Source organism: Bengtsoniella intestinalis, from assembly GCF_039719005.1.
GTDB classification, from domain to species: domain Bacteria; phylum Bacillota; class Clostridia; order Oscillospirales; family Oscillospiraceae; genus Oscillibacter; species Oscillibacter intestinalis.
Window position 1 is genome coordinate 3700603 of sequence record NZ_CP133584.1, and the last position, 17605, is coordinate 3718207.

Genomic DNA, 17605 nt, shown 5'->3' on the forward strand with positions numbered 1-17605 from the left:
AGCAATTTTTATACCAAGTATACCATGAATTTTAGAAAATGAAAAGATGGGTGGGAAAAATTCCAAAAAAGATAAAATAGGGCTAGTAATTTGAGTTTGAATTTGCTATAATTTTAACAGACTTTATTTTAATACATTTAATTGTGTTTCACAATTGAAAAATTAGGAGGATATTTCATATGTATCAAACCATTCGTTATGAAAAAGTCGATAACATCGGCATTGCCACCATTTCTCGTCCCGAAGCATTGAACGCTTTGAACGAAACCGTTATTTCCGAGCTGGAACAACTGCTCACTGTATTGGAAGCAGATGCAGACTTGGGCGCATTGATCATCACTGGCGATGGCCGTGCTTTTGTGGCAGGGGCTGACATTGTGTATCAACAATCTTTGGATGTGCTCAAGGCTCGTAAATTCGGCCAACGTGGCTCCGCTGTGATGCGTCGTATCGAATTGCTCACCGTGCCCACCATTGCAGCAGTCAATGGCTTTGCATTGGGTGGTGGTTGTGAATTGGCCATGTCCTGCGACATCATTGTGGCCTCTGAAAAGGCAAAGTTTGGTCAACCTGAGGTGTCTTTGGGCATCACTGCTGGCTTCTCTGGCACCCAACGCCTGCCTCGCCGTGTGGGCACTGCCGTGGCCAAAGAATTGCTATTCTCTGGTAAAATGATTGCCGCCGCTGAAGCCAAGGAAATCGGTCTTGTGAACCATGTCTATGCACCAGAAGCACTGATGGACAGCGCCATGGACATGGCAAAATCCTTCACCAAAAACGCACCCATCGCCGTGAAGTTCACCAAAAACTGCGTGGAACGTGGGATGCAAATGGACATGGACAGTGCCATTGCTTTGGAAAATGAACTATACAGCATGTGCTTTGCTACCGATGACCAAACCGAAGGCATGACCGCCTTTATGGAAAAGCGCACTGCAGAATTTAAAAATCAATAAGATGAGATAACTTAAAAGCCGTTCCTGCTGTGCAGGAACGGCTTTTAAGTTATTTTTTAATCAAATGCTTGATATCGCGGTAGAGTAGATAGGCTTTGTCTGCACCGAACACCTTCACCAGTGCGTTGTTGATGTTTTGGCGAGTTCGGTACTCTTCCATAATCTCTTCGATGGCTGGGATTTTCTCTAAATCATTGGGAAGCGCTTCTTTGAGAGGGGAGGGGGCTTCGCCATTGACAACGGGGGCTGGGATTAAATTCACGCAACGGTGAACATGGCAATTGCGTACACTCCAAAAGTCTACCAAGGCGTTAAAGCCTTCGTCTTTGCTGACGATGGCATAGTCTTCTTTGGGATTGCTGGCGATGAGATAGCCAAGATGGGTGGCAAGCTGGAAATCCAGTGCATTTTTTCGCCCTGTTTTCACGCAAAAATATTCTCGTTTAGCAGGAGAGCGCTCTAGCTGTAGATGCAGGTCGATGGAAATTTTATTTGCCATTTCGGAGTAGAACAGCAAGATTTGGTCGTTGGCGGTCAGCTGGTCTATGCCAGTGAGTCCACCAGTGGAAATGTTTTCGAAATCGATTAAAAATATCATATAAGTCTCACTTTGATGGGTTTATTTGTTGACAGAAGTGGCCACCACATCCATGAACCGTGTGCAGGCAGCGGAGGGTGGTACGTCACGGAGCGTACACATGCTGACGCTCCGTGGGGGAATTTTGAAGTTGGTTTTCAGTTGGCGAATTTCGCCACTTTGCAAGGATTGCTGCACATATTCATGGGTGACGCTGGCAATGCCAAGGCCGATACGAGCCATGGAAACCAGCAATCCCCGAGAGGAAACCTCAATTTCAGGGCTGAGCGTAATGCCTTCTTTTAAAAGGCATTGGTCTAAAAATAGCCGAGAATTGGCTTTGCGTTCTAGCAAAATCAAGGGCAATGCCGCCAGCTCTTCCATGGTGTATTCGTGGTCAAAATCGCAGTCATAGTGGGGGCTTGCCACAAAGGCGGTGTGGGTTTCAAAGCAGGGCAAACAGTCAAAAGCGCCAATGTCGGTGGAAGAGGAGGCGAAGGCCACGTCGACACTGCCAGCTTTCAATTGGCTGAGCACTTGCGCAGAGCGACCGCTGACAATTTTGAGCCGAATACCGGGGTGTTGGCGATGGAACTGCTCCAAATACGGGGTTAAAAACCAACTGGTTACAGTGTCAGAGGCGCCGATGACCAAGGTGCCCACCAATAACTGTTGGGCTTGGGAAAGTTTATCTTCCCCTGTTTGCAACAATCCCAAGGCGGTGCGCACATAATCGTAAAGCATTTGTCCTTCCCCAGTGAGCCGCACCCCCCGTGGGCTACGGGAGAACAGTCGAGCTTGCAAGCTGGTTTCCAGTTGCTTGATTGACTGGCTCACAGCAGATTGGGAGATGAAAAGGTTTTTGGCCGCCACGGAAATATTCCCCGTTTCGGCAACTTCTTTGAACACCCGATACAATTCTAATTTCACAGCCATGGGGAACCTCCTTTTGGGTTATATCTTATAGCATTTGCATTACTTGTACTAATAGTGTACACTATTTTTTGAAAATTGCAAGGAATATTGCAAGGGTTCTTCCATTTTGATGAGAAATTTGCTATACTATCCTTAATTATGCAGACAAAAGGGGAGGAAAACCTATGGAATTTAAAGTTTTAGCCATCGGAGATGTGGTGGCAGAGCAAGGCATGGCTCATTTGGAACGCCATTTGCGGCAAGTGCAACGGGCGGAAAAAATTGATTTTACCGTGGTCAACGGTGAAAATACCTCTGGGGTTGGCATTACCCCAGACGAAGCGCGACGCTTGTACCAAGCTGGTGCAGATGTGATCACCCTTGGCAATCATGCCATGGGGAAGCGACAAATCGCCAATTTTTTAGACGATGCAAGCTATATTTTACGGCCTGCCAATTTTTCTGGCAGAGCCCCCGGGCGTGGACATGGTATCTATGATTTAGGACGGTTCCAAGTCCGCGTTATCAATTTAATTGGTCGGTGCGACTTGTATTGGCAAGGGGAAAACCCGTTCACCGTAGCAGATGCTATTTTGAAAGAGGGGAAGCCTACCTTCACACTGCTAGATTTCCACGCCCAAGCCACCAGTGAAAAGTTGGCCATGGGGTATTATTTGGATGGGCGGATTTCCGCCATGTGGGGCACCCATACCCATGTGCCCACTGCCGACGAACGGGTGTATCCCAAAGGCACTGGCTATATCAGTGATTTGGGGATGACAGGGCCTATCGAATCGGTGCTGGGGGTACGTCCAGAGCAGTCGGTGGAGAGTTTTTTAGGTGGCTTCCCTGGGCGATATGAATCGCCAACAGGTGCGTGCAAATTGCAAGGTGCCATTTTCACATTAGAATCTGAGACTGGACTTTGCACCAGTGTGAAACGGATTGACATTCGCTAAGGAGAAAGAACCATGTCCATTGAAAAAGTAAGAGCAGAATTTGAAGCCTTGGGCATTGCCCAACGGATTTTAGAGTTTCCTGTATCCTCTGCCACGGTGGAGCTGGCGGCACAAGCAGTAGGCGTTGAACCTGCCCGTATTGCCAAAACCTTGGGCTTTACCATGGGTGATGCGGTGATTTTGGTGGTGTGCGCTGGGGATACCAAGGTAGACAATCGCCGCTATAAAGATACCTTTCACGGCAAGGCCGCTATGGTGGCCTATGACCAAGCGGAAGAGTTGATTGGCCACGCAGTGGGTGGTGTTTGCCCCTTTGCAGTCAATGCTGGGGTGGCGCTATATTTAGATGTCTCATTGAAGCGGTTTGAAACGGTGTTTCCTGCTGCAGGCAGCAGCAATTCTGCCATTGAAATGACGATGGAAGAGCTAGAACGCTACACCTCCGCCACTTGGGTGGATGTGTGTAAGGGCTGGCGTCAGGAGGAAGTGTAATGCGGTTTATTCATGCAGGCGATTTTCATTTGGACAGCGCCTTCGGGGCAATCAGCCCTGAAAAAGCCGTTGAGCGCCGTCAAGAAGGACGGGATTTGGTGTCAGCGTTGGCTGACTACGTGAACGAAAACGCTGTGGATTTGGTGTTGTTGTCAGGGGATTTGCTAGATTCTGAGGAGCTGTTTTCTCAAACGGGCAAAGCCGTTGCCGCCGCCTTGGGGCGGATGAAGGCACAGGTGGTCGTTGCCCCGGTAACCATGATTTTTGTGGCACAAACAGCTTTTATCGGACGCTGGCGTGGAGTGATAACGTCCATGTATTCAAAACCAGCACCATGGAAACCTTAGAATTTCCCCAGTGGAACGCAACGGTTTCTGGGGCTGGGTTCATTCAAGCTGACCATGTGGACGGCGCCCTTGTAAACTGGTCTATGCCAGAGGATGGGCGGATTCATTTTGGGGTGCTTCATGGGGATATGCGCTCTGGCGAAAGCCGTTATAACCCCATCAGCAAAGAAGATGTTGCCCAAAGTGGGCTTGCCTATTTGGCGCTAGGCCATGTGCATAAGCGGTCCGAGCCTGCGATCCTTGGCAAAACTGTGTATGCCTATAGCGGTTGCATGGAAGGCCGTGGGTTTGACGAATTGGGCCAAAAGGGATTTTATCAAGGGGAGGTGGATGCCACTGGAACTGTAAAGGTGACATTTGTGCCGTTCGGTCGTCGTTGCAGTGAACTCATCACTGTGGATGTGACAGGGAAAGCACCACTGGAGGCCATTGAAAATGCCTTGCCACAAGACACCCAATCCCATTTGTATCGCATCCTTCTCACGGGAGAAACAGATGAAACAGGTTTGGATGTTAAAGCGTTAGAATCCATATTGACCGCGCAATTTTATGCCTTGGAAATCCGAGATGAAACCACCATCGCCCAAGATATTTGGTCTTTGGCAGGGGAGGACTCCTTGCGCGGCTTATTTTTGCAAGAGTTGAAGCTCAAATTAGATGCCGCCACAACAGACCAAGACCGCCATGCCATTGCCTTGGCGGCGCGTTACGGTTTGGCGGCGTTGGACAATCGTGATATGTTGTGAGTATGTTATTATAATGTATGCAAAAAACCCTGCCTGTTTTCACAGGCAGGGTTTTTCGAACGCAACAGCTTAGATAGCGTCAGCGTGTTCTTTTTGGATGGCTTCATCAGCAGAAAGCATGGGAGCAATCTTTTCGCCTTTGAAGGTACGAGCGATGTAGTTTTTGGTGATTTTCATAACCACAGGAGACAGGAACAACACACCCACCAAGTTGGGTAGAGCCATCAAACCGTTGAAAGTATCGGAGATATCCCAAGCCAGAGTGAGGTTCATGGTTGCACCAACCACAACGAACAGCACGAACACCACTTTGTAGATGATGGTGGACTTGGTGCCGAACAGATATTCCCAAGACTTGGTGCCGTAGTAGCTCCAACCCAGAACGGTGGAGAAAGCGAACAGTAGAATAGCAATGGCGATGAAAGCACTACCAGCGTAACCGAAGCAGTTTGCAAAAGCATCAGACACCAGCACAGAGCCACTGGATTCGGTGAGCAGTACACCAGTTTCCAAGTCAATCAAACCAGAGGTCAAAACAACCAGAGCGGTCAAAGTACACACGATGATGGTATCGGCGAAGACTTCAAAGATACCCCACATGCCTTGTTGGACAGGTTCCTTCACGCTAGAAGCGGAGTGAACCATAACAGAAGAACCCAAGCCAGCTTCGTTGGAGAACACGCCACGCTTGAAGCCCATGGTGACAGCGGCTTTCACAGCCACACCAACAGCAGCACCGCCGAAGGCTTTCAGGCCGAAGGCATATTGGAAGATAGCGGCGAAGGAAGCACCAATCATGTCAGCGTTCATGATGACGATGACAAAAGCACCCACCAGATACAGCACCACCATAGGAGGCACGATTTTTTCAGTGACAGAGGCAATACGCTTCAGGCCACCCACGATGACCAAACCAGCCAGAATCATCAGCACCACGCCAGTGACAAGGGAAGGAATGGAGAAAGCAGAGGTCATGTTGGAAGCGATGGTGTTCACTTGGCTGGCGTTACCAATACCGAAGGAAGCCAACACAGCGAAGACAGCAAACAAGGTAGCTAGCACCTTACCTGCGGCCTTGTTGCTCAAACCGCGAGACAGGTAGTACATAGCACCGCCGGCCCATTCGCCGTTTTCATTTTTCACACGATAGTAGATACCCAACACGTTTTCAGAGTAGTTGGTCATCATGCCTACGAAGGCAGCCAACCACATCCAGAACACAGCACCAGGACCACCAGAGACGATGGCGGAAGCAACACCAGCGATGTTACCAACACCAACGGTGGCTGCCAGAGCGGTACACAGTGCTTGGAAAGGGGAGATGGAAATGTCGTCAGTTTCGTGAGCGGCATTGTTCTTGCTGAACATGCTACCGATGGTGGAGCTCACCCAGTGCTTAAAGTGGGTGATTTGGAACACACCAGTGAGGACGGTCATCAAGATGCCGACACCGATGAGCAAGGACAATACAGGGATGCCCCATACAAAGCCATTGACTGCGCTGTTAATACTTGTAATTTGATCTACCATGATTTTTTCTCCTTTTACAATTCCGTTTGCTCAAATCTCTGGAAAAATAAAAAAGAGCGAGGAACCATGATGGTCACTCGCAAATAAAGGAACGTGTTACACACAAAACTCTGTCCTTTTACCTGAGAGACTCAACCAGCATCATCGCTGGTCCTCCACCTTCGGTCCTCACATCTTTGTGAGCTTCTCCAGAGTGTACATCGATTGGGACGTACACCGTATTTAAGTTAGGCCTATGGTATCACAGTCAATTTCTAATTGCAATAGGGTATTTCCAATTCCTGTGATTTCCACAAAGTGGAAAGATACAATTATGAATTTTTTGTGTACAATTACACGATTCTGTAGTCGCAGACGGGATAAATGTTTTTCCACTGTGGAATTTTTGGAAGGTAACCGATTTTTTCAAAGCTTTACTTGACACAAATTGGGAAGTTTGATAGTATATTAGATAGCAAGATACTTTACGTGTGGATCAGAAAGAGTAATCCCCAATCCATTGGGCAGAGAGAGCGGGTCATCGGCTGAAAGCCAGCTCACAGTGGTGGAGATGAAAGTGCGTCTGGGAGCGTGTGGGCAAGGCAGAAATGCAAAATCCCTCCGTTTTGGGTTGCGTTAAAACCCCCTTGAGTGAAAAATGAGAGTGGAACCGCGATACGTCGCCTCTCGTACTTTGGTACGTGGGGTGTTTTTTGTTGCCCTTCGACCTAAAGGTGAGGGGAGTCGAACCACTGTCGCCCATCAGTGGTACTTTTTGGTGCTTTTGCCCTCGTCGTCATTGCCTCGCGTCAGCAAGGCTGCCTCCTCCTTGCGCAAAATCTCAGGTCGAAAACCGACAGGGGTTTGATTCCCCTCACCTTATTATAAGGAGCAAATTATGAAAAAGCAAACCTATCTTGGTGAGTTGCTCACCGCCTACCAAAAGCGTGACCCTGCCGCCCGTAGCAAGGTGGAAATCTTCTTGCTTTACTCAGGGGTGCACGCTGTCCTCTACCACTGTTTTGCAAACTGGTGCTTCCGCCATAAACTAAAATTTTTGGCGCGCGTTATCTCTCAATGGTCTCGGTTTTTCACTGGCATTGAAATCCACCCTGGTGCCACCATTGGTCGTCGTCTGGTCATTGACCATGGGGCTGGCATTGTCATTGGGGAAACCACGGAAATTGGCAACGATGTGCTGATTTACCAAGGGGTCACCTTGGGCGGCACTGGGAAGGAACAAGGCAAGCGCCACCCCACCATTGGCAACAACGTGCTCATTGGCTCTGGGGCCCGTGTGTTAGGGCCGTTCACTGTGGGTGACAACGCCCGTATCGCCGCCAATGCCGTGGTGCTCAAAGAAATCCCTGACTGTGCCACTGCTGTAGGTGTGCCTGCTCGCGTTGTCCGTGTGGATGGGCAGGTGGTGAGCCACAATTATGCTGATGAAATCGACCAAGTCAACGTCATTGACCCTGTGCGCCAAGCCTTGGATGAACTCCGCGCAAAAGTGGAAGACTTAGAACAACAATTGCAACAAGAAAAACAAAATAACCTAACCTTGAACAATTCGAAAGAGAGGTCTGCGTAATGCAACTATATAACTCCCTGACTCGTAAAAAAGAAGAATTTGTACCCATCAACCCTGAACTGGTGAAGATGTATACCTGTGGCCCTACTGTGTATCACTTTGCCCACATTGGCAACCTGCGCTCTTACATCATGGAAGACGTGCTGGAAAAATACCTGCGCTATGTTGGGTATCCAGTCAAGCGCGTTATGAACATCACTGACGTGGGTCACCTGTCTTCTGACGGTGACACTGGGGAAGACAAGATGCTCAAAGGTGCCCAACGGGAACAAAAAACCATCATGGAAATTGCCCAATATTACACGGATGCTTTCTTTGCTGACTGCGATGATTTGAACATCAAAACCCCAGACGTGGTGGAACCTGCCACAGCTTGTATCCCTGAATTCATCGCCCTGATTGAAGGCTTGATTGAAAAGGGTTACGGCTATATCGCTGGCGGCAACGTGTATTTTGACAGTGCTAAGCTAGAACATTATTACGTGTTCAACCAACAAAACGAAGAAGATTTGGCCATCGGCGTCCGTGATGGCGTGGAAGAAGACCCCAACAAGCGTAACCGCAACGATTTTGTGCTCTGGTTCACCAAGTCTAAGTTTGAAGACCAAGCCTTGAAGTGGGATTCCCCTTGGGGCGTTGGCTATCCCGGTTGGCACATTGAATGCTCTGGCATCAGCTTGAAGCACTTGGGCGAAGATTTGGACATCCACTGCGGTGGCATTGACAACGCCTTCCCTCACCACACCAACGAAATTGCCCAAAGTGAAGCCTTCTTGGGTCACAAGTGGTGCAATTACTGGATGCACGTACTGCATCTGAACACGGGTGGCGGCAAAATGAGTAAGTCTAAGGGTGAGTTTTTGACCGTGTCTTTGCTGAAAGAAAAGGGCTACGACCCCATTGCCTACCGCTATTTCTGCTTGCAATCTCACTACCGCAAGGCCTTGGTGTTCACCTTTGAAAACCTTGACAATGCGGCAGTGGCCTTTGATAAACTGCTCAAACGCATCGCTGGCTTGAAGCCCAACACCAGTGAAGTGGATGAAACTGTTGCCAATGAACTGCGGGCCAAGTTTGCTGCCGCACTGGATAACGACTTGAATACCTCCTTGGCGGTCACCGCCCTGTTTGACGTGCTGAAAGCCAAAACCACCGACCAAACCAAACTGCAAGTGTTGGGCGAATTTGACGTGGTGCTGGGCTTTGACCTGCTGGAAAAGGCCGCAGCCAAGCGTGAAGCCATGGCGGCGGAAGCCAAAGCCCATGCTGGCGCAGGCTACACCGTCACTGGCGAAGGGGATGAAGCCATCGATGCCCAAGTGATGGCGCGCTACGAAGCCAAAAAAGCCAAGGATTTTGCCAAGGCTGACACCATTCGTGATGAATTGAAAGCCCAAGGCATTGAAATCATCGACATCGCTGGCGGTGCCCAGTGGAAGCGTGTGTAAGAACAATATATTGAAAACATTGTAGGGAATGGTCTTGACCATTCCGCCCCTCAAGGTGGATGTCACGGAGGAAGCGGAACGGTCAAGACCGTTCCCTACGCTACGTTATGGAGTTGCCATCGCAAAATGTTTACTTTACAGACCCGCCCACATGGTGTACAATAAAAAGGATAAAATGAGCCAAAATGGCTCCACGGAGGAACTATGATTCAAGATTTTTTGCCTATTTCCAAACAAGATATGGAACGTCGTGGTTGGGAACAGTGCGACTTTGTATATGTCATCGGCGATGCCTATGTTGACCACTCCACCTTTGGTCACGCCATCATTTCCCGTGTGTTGGAAGACGCTGGCTACAAGGTGGGTATCATCTCCCAGCCCAACTGGAAAAACCCTGCCAGTATCCAAGCTTTGGGCACCCCACGACTGGGCTTTTTGGTGATGGGTGGCAACATGGATTCCATGGTGAACCATTACTCGGTCACCAAAAAGAGACGCAAGTCTGATGCCTTTACACCCGGTGGTGCCATGGGGAAACGACCCGATTACGCCACCACTGTGTACTGCAATCTCATTCGCCAACGCTATCCCCACACCCCCATCATCATCGGCGGTATCGAGGCCAGTTTGCGCCGTTTGGCACACTACGATTACTGGTCTGACAGTTTAAAACGCTCTATTTTGCTAGATTCTCAAGCCGATTTGGCGCTGTATGCCATGGGGGAGAAAAGCATTGTGGAAGTGGCGGATGCCCTCAATAGTGGCATTGATATCCATGATATCACCTTCGTCAATGGTACGGTTTATCGTACAAAATCATTAGACAATGTATATGATTATCAGTTGTTGCCATCTTATGAAGCACTTTTGGATGATAAACGAAAGTATGCGGAAAGTTTTTACGTCCAATATTGCAACACCGACCCTTACATTGGTAAGCGATTGGTGGAAGGGTATGAACGCCAAGGCTTTGTGGTGCAAAACCCTGCCCAAGAGCCATTGACCCAAAGTGAGATGGATCATATCTATGGCTTGCCCTATCAACGCACCTACCATCCCAGCTATGAAGCATTGGGTGGGGTGGCCGCCATTGAAGAGGTGAAGTTTAGTTTGACCTCCAACCGTGGTTGTTTCGGGGGCTGTAGCTTCTGCGCCTTGACCTTCCATCAGGGGCGGATTATGCAGACCCGTAGCCATGAGTCCATCGTCAATGAAGCGTCTCAAATGATTTGGGATGAGAACTTTAAGGGCTATATTCACGACGTGGGTGGCCCCACTGCCAACTTCCGTGCCCCCAGTTGCGAAAAGCAATTGACAAAAGGGGTTTGTCCCAATAAGCAATGTCTGTTCCCCACGCCATGTAAAAATTTGAAGGTTGACCACAAGGATTACTTGAGTCTTTTGCGCAAGTTGCGGGAGTTGCCCAAGGTGAAAAAGGTGTTCATCCGCAGTGGTATCCGCTTTGACTATCTGGTGGCGGATAAAGATGAAACCTTCTTCCGTGAACTGGTGGAACATCATGTGTCTGGGCAGTTGAAGGTGGCCCCAGAGCATGTGGCTGACCCTGTGCTAGAGATGATGGGCAAACCGGGCAACCATGTGTATAAAAAGTTTTTGGATAAGTACAAGCGGCTCAACGAAAAAATGGGAAAAAATCAATTCGTGGTGCCTTACTTAATGTCTAGCCACCCCGGTTCCACACTGCAAGAAGCCATCACCTTGGCAGAATATCTCCGAGATTTGGGTTATATGCCAGAGCAGGTGCAAGATTTTTACCCCACACCCTCTACCATCTCCACCGCCATGTATTACACTGGACTTGACCCTCGCACGATGAAGAGTGTGTATGTGCCCACTGACCCCCATGAAAAGGCCATGCAACGGGCGCTGATTCAGTATCGCAATCCCAAGAACTATATGTTGGTGAAAGAGGCTCTTGAAAAGGCTGACCGCCAAGATTTGATTGGCTTTGAAAAGCATTGTCTCATCCGCCCAGCAGGCGCCCATAAAGGCGGCGGCTATCAAGGGAAAAAGCCCATTGCCGGCAAGGCAACAGGCGGTAAAGGCGACAAAACAGGTGGCAAGCCCACAGGCAAAACAGGTGGTAAATCCACTGGCAAGTCTGCAGGCAAACCCACAGGCAAAACCACGCCAGAGCAAAAACCCGCCCCCAAAAAAGGCTGGGCAAAAGCCAAGCCTTCTAAAAAAGTGAGCGTGGGTCGCAAGCCTATGAAAAAAAGTGACACAGCCCCTAAAAAGTAATCATAATTGCAAAAAAAGACCGAGAAATTAAAGATTTCTCGGTCTTTCATATCATCTGGGTCGTGACACAGGTACCACATCTAGGTCATCTTTGTCATCGTCGCCATCGCTATGGTCATCCTCCTCAACGGCAGGTGTTTCTACCACAGGGGGTTGGAAGTCGGAGAAGCAGTCGATGTAGGACTGTTTGAATTTTTCTTGATTTTCCACTCGATTGGGTTGGAAGCGCTGGTAGCTGACAACCAATGCCACCACAAAACCAAACCAATAGCCCCACAGCAGTGAGTCGCTTAAAAAGATGGTGATAATGGCACAAATAATGATAGAGGGAATGGTGAGTAAAATTGCCACCTGCCGACTGCGCATACGCGCCGTTGCCACTTGGAAATCAGGATCTTTGACAAAGGCATTTCGGATGAGGATGGGGGTGGTGAATAGGGCTTCAATGGCTTGTGCGGTGATGGCTGCCATGACAACAAAGCCCACGGCGGCAGCAATGAAAAAATAAGAAATAGAGTTCATGATTTGCTCCTCTTTGGTTGATAAACAATTATTCTAGTTCAAAATGTACAGATTCATGATAGACTGGGGTTAAATATCCCTCCAACGCCACAGCGTCTGTGCAGTGGATGTGTTGGCAGTATTGTTGGATCAAGCTACAGGCAAAGGGGTGGGGTTTTTCGTCGTGTCGGGTACTAGACACGCTGAGTACACAAATTTCAGGCTGTAGCTGAGAGAGCATTTTACGGGTCACCGAGGACACAGAGCCGTGGTGGGGTACTTTTAAAATGTGGCAGGGTGCCGTGGTGTTGGCATCCCACATAACCCCGTATAAATCACCGCCGATGACCACGTCTTTACCGTGGTAGCTGAGGCGAATGCGTAGGCTAGAAGGGTTTAAGCTTTTGGCCCATTGCATCAGTTGATAGGGGTCACGCTCTCCAGAGAATACGGCGTCGTAGAGTTGGGTTTGTCTGGGGTAGAAGCCCCGTTCACTGGGGATGATGGAAATGGTTAAATCTGGGGTGGGCTGTCGCGGTTCAATGGCCACGCCAGAAAAGGTGGTGATGGTGTCCACTTTGTGTTTCCAAGCTTGCCAACCGCAGTTGAACGCATCTAACCAACGCACTACGTTGCGAGCACCCTTGGGCAAGCCGTTGTCTGCTTCAGGGTCAAGAGGATCGTGGGTATCAGGGGGAAAGTAGGTGGCGAAGGCTTCTTTTACGTGGCATTGTGCAAGCACACGGCCAATACCGCCTACGTGGTCACGGTGATAGTGGGTCAGCACTAGTAAATCAAGGGATGTTATGTTATTTTGGCGCAAAAAATCCCCAGCGTAAATCCGTTTGGATAAGTCGCTAGGGCGTACCAATTCATCGTGTCCACAGTCAATGAGCATGGAGAACAAGGTTTCGCCGTGTTCCACTTGGCGCACTAAGGTTGCATCTCCTTCGCCTACGTTGATGAAATCTAGAACCAGCATGTAACCACCTCAATTCACTATTTAGTATAGCAAATTTGTAGGGACATTGCAATAAAAAAATGGAAAAAATGATGCGGTTGAAAAATCTGTTCCAAAGGGAAGAAGGTGCGGGGGACTGGCATCGCGCAAGCGATGCAAAGAGGGTGTATAAAAAGTGGCTTGCCACTTTTTATACACCCTCTTTAATTAGTCGATGAAATATACGGTGCAACTGCGACGACCGAAATTGATACATTCATCATAGGTATCGTAGTACAAGTCTACGATGTTGCCGATGACGCCAGTGTCTTCTGCCACGCCTGTGCCATAGACGATGCCGCTGTCAGTGACCACGAACATCTTGGTGCCTAGAGGAATGACGGATTTGTCCACGGCGATGACACCCACATGAACGTAGGTTCCAGTGGCTGTAATCCAGCCCACTTTGCCCACGCCGCCAGTGTAAGCGGTGGCGGTCATGCCTTTGGTGCCAGAGAAGGTGAGGGTGGCGCCAGATTCAAAGCTCAAATAGCCACTGCCATCTTCAAAGGTGACCACATCCACCAAGGGGTCGTTACGGCCTACATCCAAAGCGGCGGTGCCGTATTCGATGATTTCATCCACCACGGTGGAGTCGGTTTGCCCCACCAGTTGACGGGAGAGCAATGCGCCATCAGCATAAACCACCTCGTAGGTGTTGACACTTTCGCCATCTTGACCTTGCTGGATGATGTTTTCAGTGCCTTCAGGCAGAGTGGGGTTGGCAATGCGTTGGGTTTCGTAGGTAGACACTTCTTTTGCTTGTTCATAATAGGTGAAGTTAGAGTCTACGATGACTGTGGCTTGGGCGTCGGTAAAGTCTGCCACAATCAAGTCCAGAGGACTGGGGGAATAGCCAAGGCGATCTAAGAGTTGGGAAATGGTTTCTGCTTTGGTTTGGGTGGTGACTTCTTCACCGTGATAGGTGATCACCAATGTTTCGCCAGCAGTCAGGACAATGTCCCCGCCTTGAACGGTTTGGCTTGTGTAGATCTGAGTGGCATTCAAGGCAGAGCCTTGCAAAGAGGTGGTGGACAAAACCAACACATCTTCCTCAGGTGTGGAGAGGGCATACAAAGCCGTTGCTGGCTCCATCAACGTATACCCCACCATGACAACAGCCAAGATGCAAACAAACCACTGTGCAGGACAGCGGAAAGCTTGGGTCCAAGGGTGTTTGAGTTTATACAATATAAATACCTCCATGTTATGGTTTTCCGAGTGGCCATTCAGGGTTCAATGAATGGAATTGTAACATCCAGTCACAAAATTGTAACTATTTGTTACCGTTTGGAAAACTTTGCTCAGTATACACCTTTTGCCAATGGATGTCAAGCATTTCAAAGTCGAGTTCATAAAATAGTTGCAAAATATGCACAATGTGCACGATATTTGCATGATACATCCTGTAAATGTTTGTGCGATTCTTTGCCGATTGCGTCAATTCTGTGAATAAATAGAGGGGAAAGGCATTTTTTTATCAGTAAGTCTTGCCCCGAAGATAAAAAGCAGGTATACTATATATAAATAGTGCAGGCAAAAAGGAGCCATTTTATGAAATTAGAATCCATTAACATGGGTAAAATCGTCAACGCCCATGGTATTCGCGGTCAATTGCGGGTGGTACCAGCCCATGGAGACCCCAAGTTGTTGACTGATTTGAAAACCATTTATATCGATGGGCAACTATACAAGCCCACCGCCATGCAAATTCACAAGCATTTGATTTTAATGAAGTTACCAAATGTGGAAGATATGAACACCGCCTTAACCTATAAAAATAAAGATATTATGGTGCGTCGCAGCGATATGGACGTGGCAGAAGATTTTTGTTTTGATGAAGAGCTGATTGGGTTTGACGTCTTCTCTGAAGAAGGGGATTGTTTGGGTAAATTGGTGCAGGTAGAGCATTATCCTGCCAGCGATGTGTATACCATTCGTGGGGAGAGAGAATATTTGGTGCCAGCGGTACCAGAGGTGTTCATCAAATCTGTCAGCGTTGAGGACAATCGCATGGTCATTCATGTGATGGAGGGGCTTGCAACCGATGAGAATTGATATTATGACGTTGTTTCCCGACAGCGTGGATGCCATGATGCAAACGAGTATCATTGGTCGTGGGCAACAACGGGGCCACATTTTAATTAAGAGCCACCAAATCCGTGACTATACCACCAACAAGCAAATGCAGGTGGATGATTACCCCTATGGGGGCGGACGTGGGGCCGTGATGCAGGCAGATCCCTTGTATCGTTGTTGGGCACATATTAAAGAAGAAGCTGGTATGGAAAAAAGCCGTACTATTTTCATGTCACCTTGTGGGCGTACCTTTGACCAAACAGTGGCACGGGAGCTGAAAGACAGCTACGACCATTTGATTTTGATCTGTGGCCATTACGAGGGCATTGACCAGCGGTTCATCGATGAATGTGTGGACGAAGAATTGTCCATGGGGGACTTTGTGCTCACAGGCGGTGAAATCCCAGCCATGGCGGTGGCCGATGCCATTTGTCGTATGGTGCCAGGGGTGTTGCCTGATGCAGAGTGCTTCATGGAAGAGTCTCACTGGGATGGCTTGTTGGAGCATCCTCAATATTCTCGTCCAGAGCAGTGGCACGGTCGCTCTGTGCCAGAAGTGCTGTTGTCGGGTCACCATGGCAACGTGGCGGCTTGGCGAAAAAAGGAAAGCTATAAGCGCACCATGATCCGTCGCCCAGATCTATTTGCCAAATTCGATGAAACAACCTTGACCACCAAGGCGGAGCGAAAGATTTTGCAACAGGCGAAAGAGGAAGTGGCACAAGAGAACAAGACGTAATACGATCATGATAGAAACGGCAAGGGTGAAAATCCTTGCCGTTTTCAATGTGTGTGCCAAAGGGGGAAAATAAATAGAAAGGAGGGGACAAAGTTTTCCTTGTCACTTCTATACAAAAACCCTTTGTCCAGTATAGTCGCCTTTATAATAATTGCGTCAAAATGAACAGTTTTGCAAGTTGAACTGGCAACACTTGCAAAAATAATAGTTTTTTTCAAAAAAAGACTTGAAATTTGAATGTAGGTGGGGTATAATAATGCAATCAGGCGAGGTTTCGTACCAAGCTATAATGAAGAATGAAAGAGGATTTTTATCATGAAGAAACTGTTTTCCATGCTGTTGGTGTCTGTAATGGCATTGAGCTTGGTGGCTTGTAGTTCTAGCGATACTAGCTCCACCACTACCACCACCGAATCCACCACCACCACTGAAGCTGCTACCACTGAAACCGCAAGCTCTGGCGAATCCTATGATTTGACCTTCTCCACTGGCGGCGACCAAGGTACTTACTACGGCTTTGGTAGCGTGCTGGCTGGCCAAGTCTCTGGCGCAACCAACACCACTGTCACTGCTATCACCTCTGGTGGTTCTGCTGCTAACATCGATGCTTTGGATATGGGCGATGCTCAAATGGCTTTCTGCCAATCCGACGTTATGGCTTACGCTTACGACGGCATCGGCACCTATGCTGATTTGGGCGCTGTCACTGGTTTCTCCACCGTGGCTGCTCTGTATCTGGAAGAAGTGCAAATCGTTACCTGCGACCCCTCCATCACCACTGTGGCTGATTTGGCTGGCAAGAACGTGTCCATCGGTGCTTCTGGTTCTGGTGTGTACTTCAACGCCATCGACATTCTGGGCGCTTACGGTTTGACCGAAGACGACATCAACGCTACCTACGAAGACTTCGGTAACTCCACCGATAGCCTGTTGGACGGCAAGATTGATGCTGCATTCGTGGTTGCTGGTGCTCCCACCACTTCCGTTACCTCTTTGTCCACTTCTAAGCAAGTGTACTTGGTCAGCATCGAAGCAGAATACATCGACGCTCTGCTGGCTGCTTCCCCCTACTACACTGCTGTGACCATCACTGCTGATACCTACGGTTTGGACGAAGATGCTTCCACCGTGGCTGTGGGTGCTGTTGTCATCGCTCGTGACGATGTGGCTGATGAAGCTATCTACGATTTCGTGTCCACCATCTACAACAACCCCACCACCGACCATGCTAAGGGTGCTGCTCTGGATCTGGACTTTGCCGCTTCTGTGACTGCTGTGCCTTACCATGCTGGCGCTGCTGCTTACTTTGCAGAACAAGGCATTGAAGTTGCAACCAAATAAGATTTAAAACATCCATTGTCTGGGAACTACGGCGAGATTTTCTCGCCGTAGTTTCTGGTATATATCTGTGCAATGGGAGGATGTCCTGGTTTGCAGAATCCCCTCCGATTGCACAGCAACGTGAAAAGAAGGAAGGAATATTT

General features: G+C 48.7%; 17 protein-coding genes and 1 riboswitch. Of the genes, 11 read left to right on the plus strand and 6 right to left on the minus strand.

Translation table 11 applies throughout. From position 1 onward, the window contains the following. Positions 1-179 precede the first annotated feature (179 nt). Positions 180-956 carry an enoyl-CoA hydratase-related protein gene (locus tag RFF05_RS17600; RefSeq protein WP_409968297.1) on the plus strand — a complete coding sequence of 259 codons (777 nt, stop codon included), beginning with the start codon at positions 180-182 and terminating at the stop codon, positions 954-956. Positions 957-1005: 49 nt separating this feature from the next. Here RFF05_RS17600 and RFF05_RS17605 read toward each other — a convergent pair whose 3' ends face one another. Both RFF05_RS17605 and RFF05_RS17610 read right to left on the minus strand, forming a co-directional pair. Beyond that, complete coding sequence (locus RFF05_RS17605) at positions 1006-1554, minus strand: PIN domain-containing protein (protein ID WP_409968298.1); 549 nt, start codon at positions 1552-1554, stop codon at positions 1006-1008. A 21-nt stretch (positions 1555-1575) separates the two neighbouring features. Then, on the minus strand, positions 1576-2469 hold the full coding sequence (locus RFF05_RS17610) for a LysR family transcriptional regulator (protein ID WP_409968299.1): 894 nt from the start codon (positions 2467-2469) through the stop codon (positions 1576-1578). A 164-nt stretch (positions 2470-2633) separates the two neighbouring features. Here RFF05_RS17610 and RFF05_RS17615 point away from each other — a divergent pair, with 164 nt between their 5' ends. The 4 genes from RFF05_RS17615 to RFF05_RS17630 are packed head-to-tail and all read left to right on the plus strand — an operon-like array spanning position 2634 to position 4992. Next, positions 2634-3407 carry a TIGR00282 family metallophosphoesterase gene (locus RFF05_RS17615; RefSeq protein ID WP_409968300.1) on the plus strand — a complete coding sequence of 258 codons (774 nt, stop codon included), beginning with the start codon at positions 2634-2636 and terminating at the stop codon, positions 3405-3407. A 12-nt stretch (positions 3408-3419) separates the two neighbouring features. Continuing rightward, positions 3420-3899 carry a YbaK/EbsC family protein gene (locus RFF05_RS17620; protein ID WP_409968301.1) on the plus strand — a complete coding sequence of 160 codons (480 nt, stop codon included), beginning with the start codon at positions 3420-3422 and terminating at the stop codon, positions 3897-3899. Continuing rightward, a complete protein-coding gene (locus RFF05_RS17625) occupies positions 3899-4246 on the plus strand; it encodes an exonuclease SbcCD subunit D (protein ID WP_409968302.1) in 348 nt (115 codons plus the stop codon). Before RFF05_RS17620 ends, RFF05_RS17625 begins: the two co-directional genes overlap by 1 nt. Next, complete coding sequence (locus tag RFF05_RS17630) at positions 4234-4992, plus strand: exonuclease SbcCD subunit D (RefSeq protein ID WP_409968303.1); 759 nt, start codon at positions 4234-4236, stop codon at positions 4990-4992. The genes RFF05_RS17625 and RFF05_RS17630 overlap by 13 nt, the downstream gene beginning before the upstream one ends. 69 nt (positions 4993-5061) lie before the next feature. On the opposite strand, the gene RFF05_RS17635 is transcribed toward RFF05_RS17630, so the two are convergent. Further along, positions 5062-6522, minus strand: coding sequence for an alanine/glycine:cation symporter family protein (locus RFF05_RS17635; RefSeq protein WP_409968304.1), 1461 nt, complete (start codon positions 6520-6522; stop codon positions 5062-5064). Positions 6523-6622: 100 nt separating this feature from the next. Then, a riboswitch (glycine riboswitch) is annotated at positions 6623-6724 on the minus strand. Positions 6725-7399: 675 nt separating this feature from the next. Between RFF05_RS17635 and cysE the strand changes: the two genes are divergently transcribed. From cysE to RFF05_RS17650, 3 genes are all read left to right on the plus strand, one after another. Continuing rightward, a complete protein-coding gene (gene cysE / locus RFF05_RS17640) occupies positions 7400-8092 on the plus strand; it encodes a serine O-acetyltransferase (protein WP_409968305.1) in 693 nt (230 codons plus the stop codon). Beyond that, positions 8092-9540: a cysteine--tRNA ligase gene (cysS, locus tag RFF05_RS17645; RefSeq protein WP_409968306.1), complete on the plus strand. Its 1449-nt coding sequence runs from the start codon at positions 8092-8094 to the stop codon at positions 9538-9540. Before cysE ends, cysS begins: the two co-directional genes overlap by 1 nt. 204 nt (positions 9541-9744) lie before the next feature. Further along, a complete protein-coding gene (locus RFF05_RS17650) occupies positions 9745-11802 on the plus strand; it encodes a YgiQ family radical SAM protein (RefSeq protein WP_409968307.1) in 2058 nt (685 codons plus the stop codon). Positions 11803-11853: 51 nt separating this feature from the next. Here RFF05_RS17650 and RFF05_RS17655 read toward each other — a convergent pair whose 3' ends face one another. The 3 genes from RFF05_RS17655 to RFF05_RS17665 all read right to left on the minus strand — a co-directional run bounded on the left by RFF05_RS17655 (position 11854) and on the right by RFF05_RS17665 (position 14494). Beyond that, positions 11854-12324: a hypothetical protein gene (locus RFF05_RS17655; protein ID WP_409968308.1), complete on the minus strand. Its 471-nt coding sequence runs from the start codon at positions 12322-12324 to the stop codon at positions 11854-11856. A 28-nt stretch (positions 12325-12352) separates the two neighbouring features. Beyond that, complete coding sequence (locus tag RFF05_RS17660) at positions 12353-13285, minus strand: ComEC/Rec2 family competence protein (RefSeq protein WP_409968309.1); 933 nt, start codon at positions 13283-13285, stop codon at positions 12353-12355. A 186-nt stretch (positions 13286-13471) separates the two neighbouring features. Then, on the minus strand, positions 13472-14494 hold the full coding sequence (locus tag RFF05_RS17665) for a G5 domain-containing protein (protein WP_409968310.1): 1023 nt from the start codon (positions 14492-14494) through the stop codon (positions 13472-13474). 363 nt (positions 14495-14857) lie between these two features. Between RFF05_RS17665 and rimM the strand changes: the two genes are divergently transcribed. The 3 genes from rimM (at position 14858) to RFF05_RS17680 (ending at position 17462) form a co-directional block, all read left to right on the plus strand. Next, entirely contained in the window at positions 14858-15361 is a 504-nt protein-coding gene (gene rimM / locus RFF05_RS17670) for a ribosome maturation factor RimM (protein WP_409968311.1), read from the plus strand. Next, positions 15351-16121 carry a tRNA (guanosine(37)-N1)-methyltransferase TrmD gene (gene trmD / locus RFF05_RS17675; protein WP_409968312.1) on the plus strand — a complete coding sequence of 257 codons (771 nt, stop codon included), beginning with the start codon at positions 15351-15353 and terminating at the stop codon, positions 16119-16121. Before rimM ends, trmD begins: the two co-directional genes overlap by 11 nt. Before the next feature lie 315 nt (positions 16122-16436). Next, positions 16437-17462, plus strand: coding sequence for a TAXI family TRAP transporter solute-binding subunit (locus RFF05_RS17680; RefSeq protein ID WP_409968313.1), 1026 nt, complete (start codon positions 16437-16439; stop codon positions 17460-17462). The last annotated feature ends 143 nt before the right edge of the window (positions 17463-17605 follow it).

Coding starts and splice junctions, on each gene's coding strand:
- RFF05_RS17600 (WP_409968297.1), top strand. CDS start 180: ATGTATCAAACCATTCGTTATGAAAAAGTCGATAACATCGGCATTGCC.
- RFF05_RS17605 (WP_409968298.1), bottom strand. CDS start 1,554: ATGATATTTTTAATCGATTTCGAAAACATTTCCACTGGTGGACTCACT.
- RFF05_RS17610 (WP_409968299.1), bottom strand. CDS start 2,469: ATGGCTGTGAAATTAGAATTGTATCGGGTGTTCAAAGAAGTTGCCGAA.
- RFF05_RS17615 (WP_409968300.1), top strand. CDS start 2,634: ATGGAATTTAAAGTTTTAGCCATCGGAGATGTGGTGGCAGAGCAAGGC.
- RFF05_RS17620 (WP_409968301.1), top strand. CDS start 3,420: ATGTCCATTGAAAAAGTAAGAGCAGAATTTGAAGCCTTGGGCATTGCC.
- RFF05_RS17625 (WP_409968302.1), top strand. CDS start 3,899: ATGCGGTTTATTCATGCAGGCGATTTTCATTTGGACAGCGCCTTCGGG.
- RFF05_RS17630 (WP_409968303.1), top strand. CDS start 4,234: ATGGAAACCTTAGAATTTCCCCAGTGGAACGCAACGGTTTCTGGGGCT.
- RFF05_RS17635 (WP_409968304.1), bottom strand. CDS start 6,522: ATGGTAGATCAAATTACAAGTATTAACAGCGCAGTCAATGGCTTTGTA.
- cysE (WP_409968305.1), top strand. CDS start 7,400: ATGAAAAAGCAAACCTATCTTGGTGAGTTGCTCACCGCCTACCAAAAG.
- cysS (WP_409968306.1), top strand. CDS start 8,092: ATGCAACTATATAACTCCCTGACTCGTAAAAAAGAAGAATTTGTACCC.
- RFF05_RS17650 (WP_409968307.1), top strand. CDS start 9,745: ATGATTCAAGATTTTTTGCCTATTTCCAAACAAGATATGGAACGTCGT.
- RFF05_RS17655 (WP_409968308.1), bottom strand. CDS start 12,324: ATGAACTCTATTTCTTATTTTTTCATTGCTGCCGCCGTGGGCTTTGTT.
- RFF05_RS17660 (WP_409968309.1), bottom strand. CDS start 13,285: ATGCTGGTTCTAGATTTCATCAACGTAGGCGAAGGAGATGCAACCTTA.
- rimM (WP_409968311.1), top strand. CDS start 14,858: ATGAAATTAGAATCCATTAACATGGGTAAAATCGTCAACGCCCATGGT.
- trmD (WP_409968312.1), top strand. CDS start 15,351: ATGAGAATTGATATTATGACGTTGTTTCCCGACAGCGTGGATGCCATG.
- RFF05_RS17680 (WP_409968313.1), top strand. CDS start 16,437: ATGAAGAAACTGTTTTCCATGCTGTTGGTGTCTGTAATGGCATTGAGC.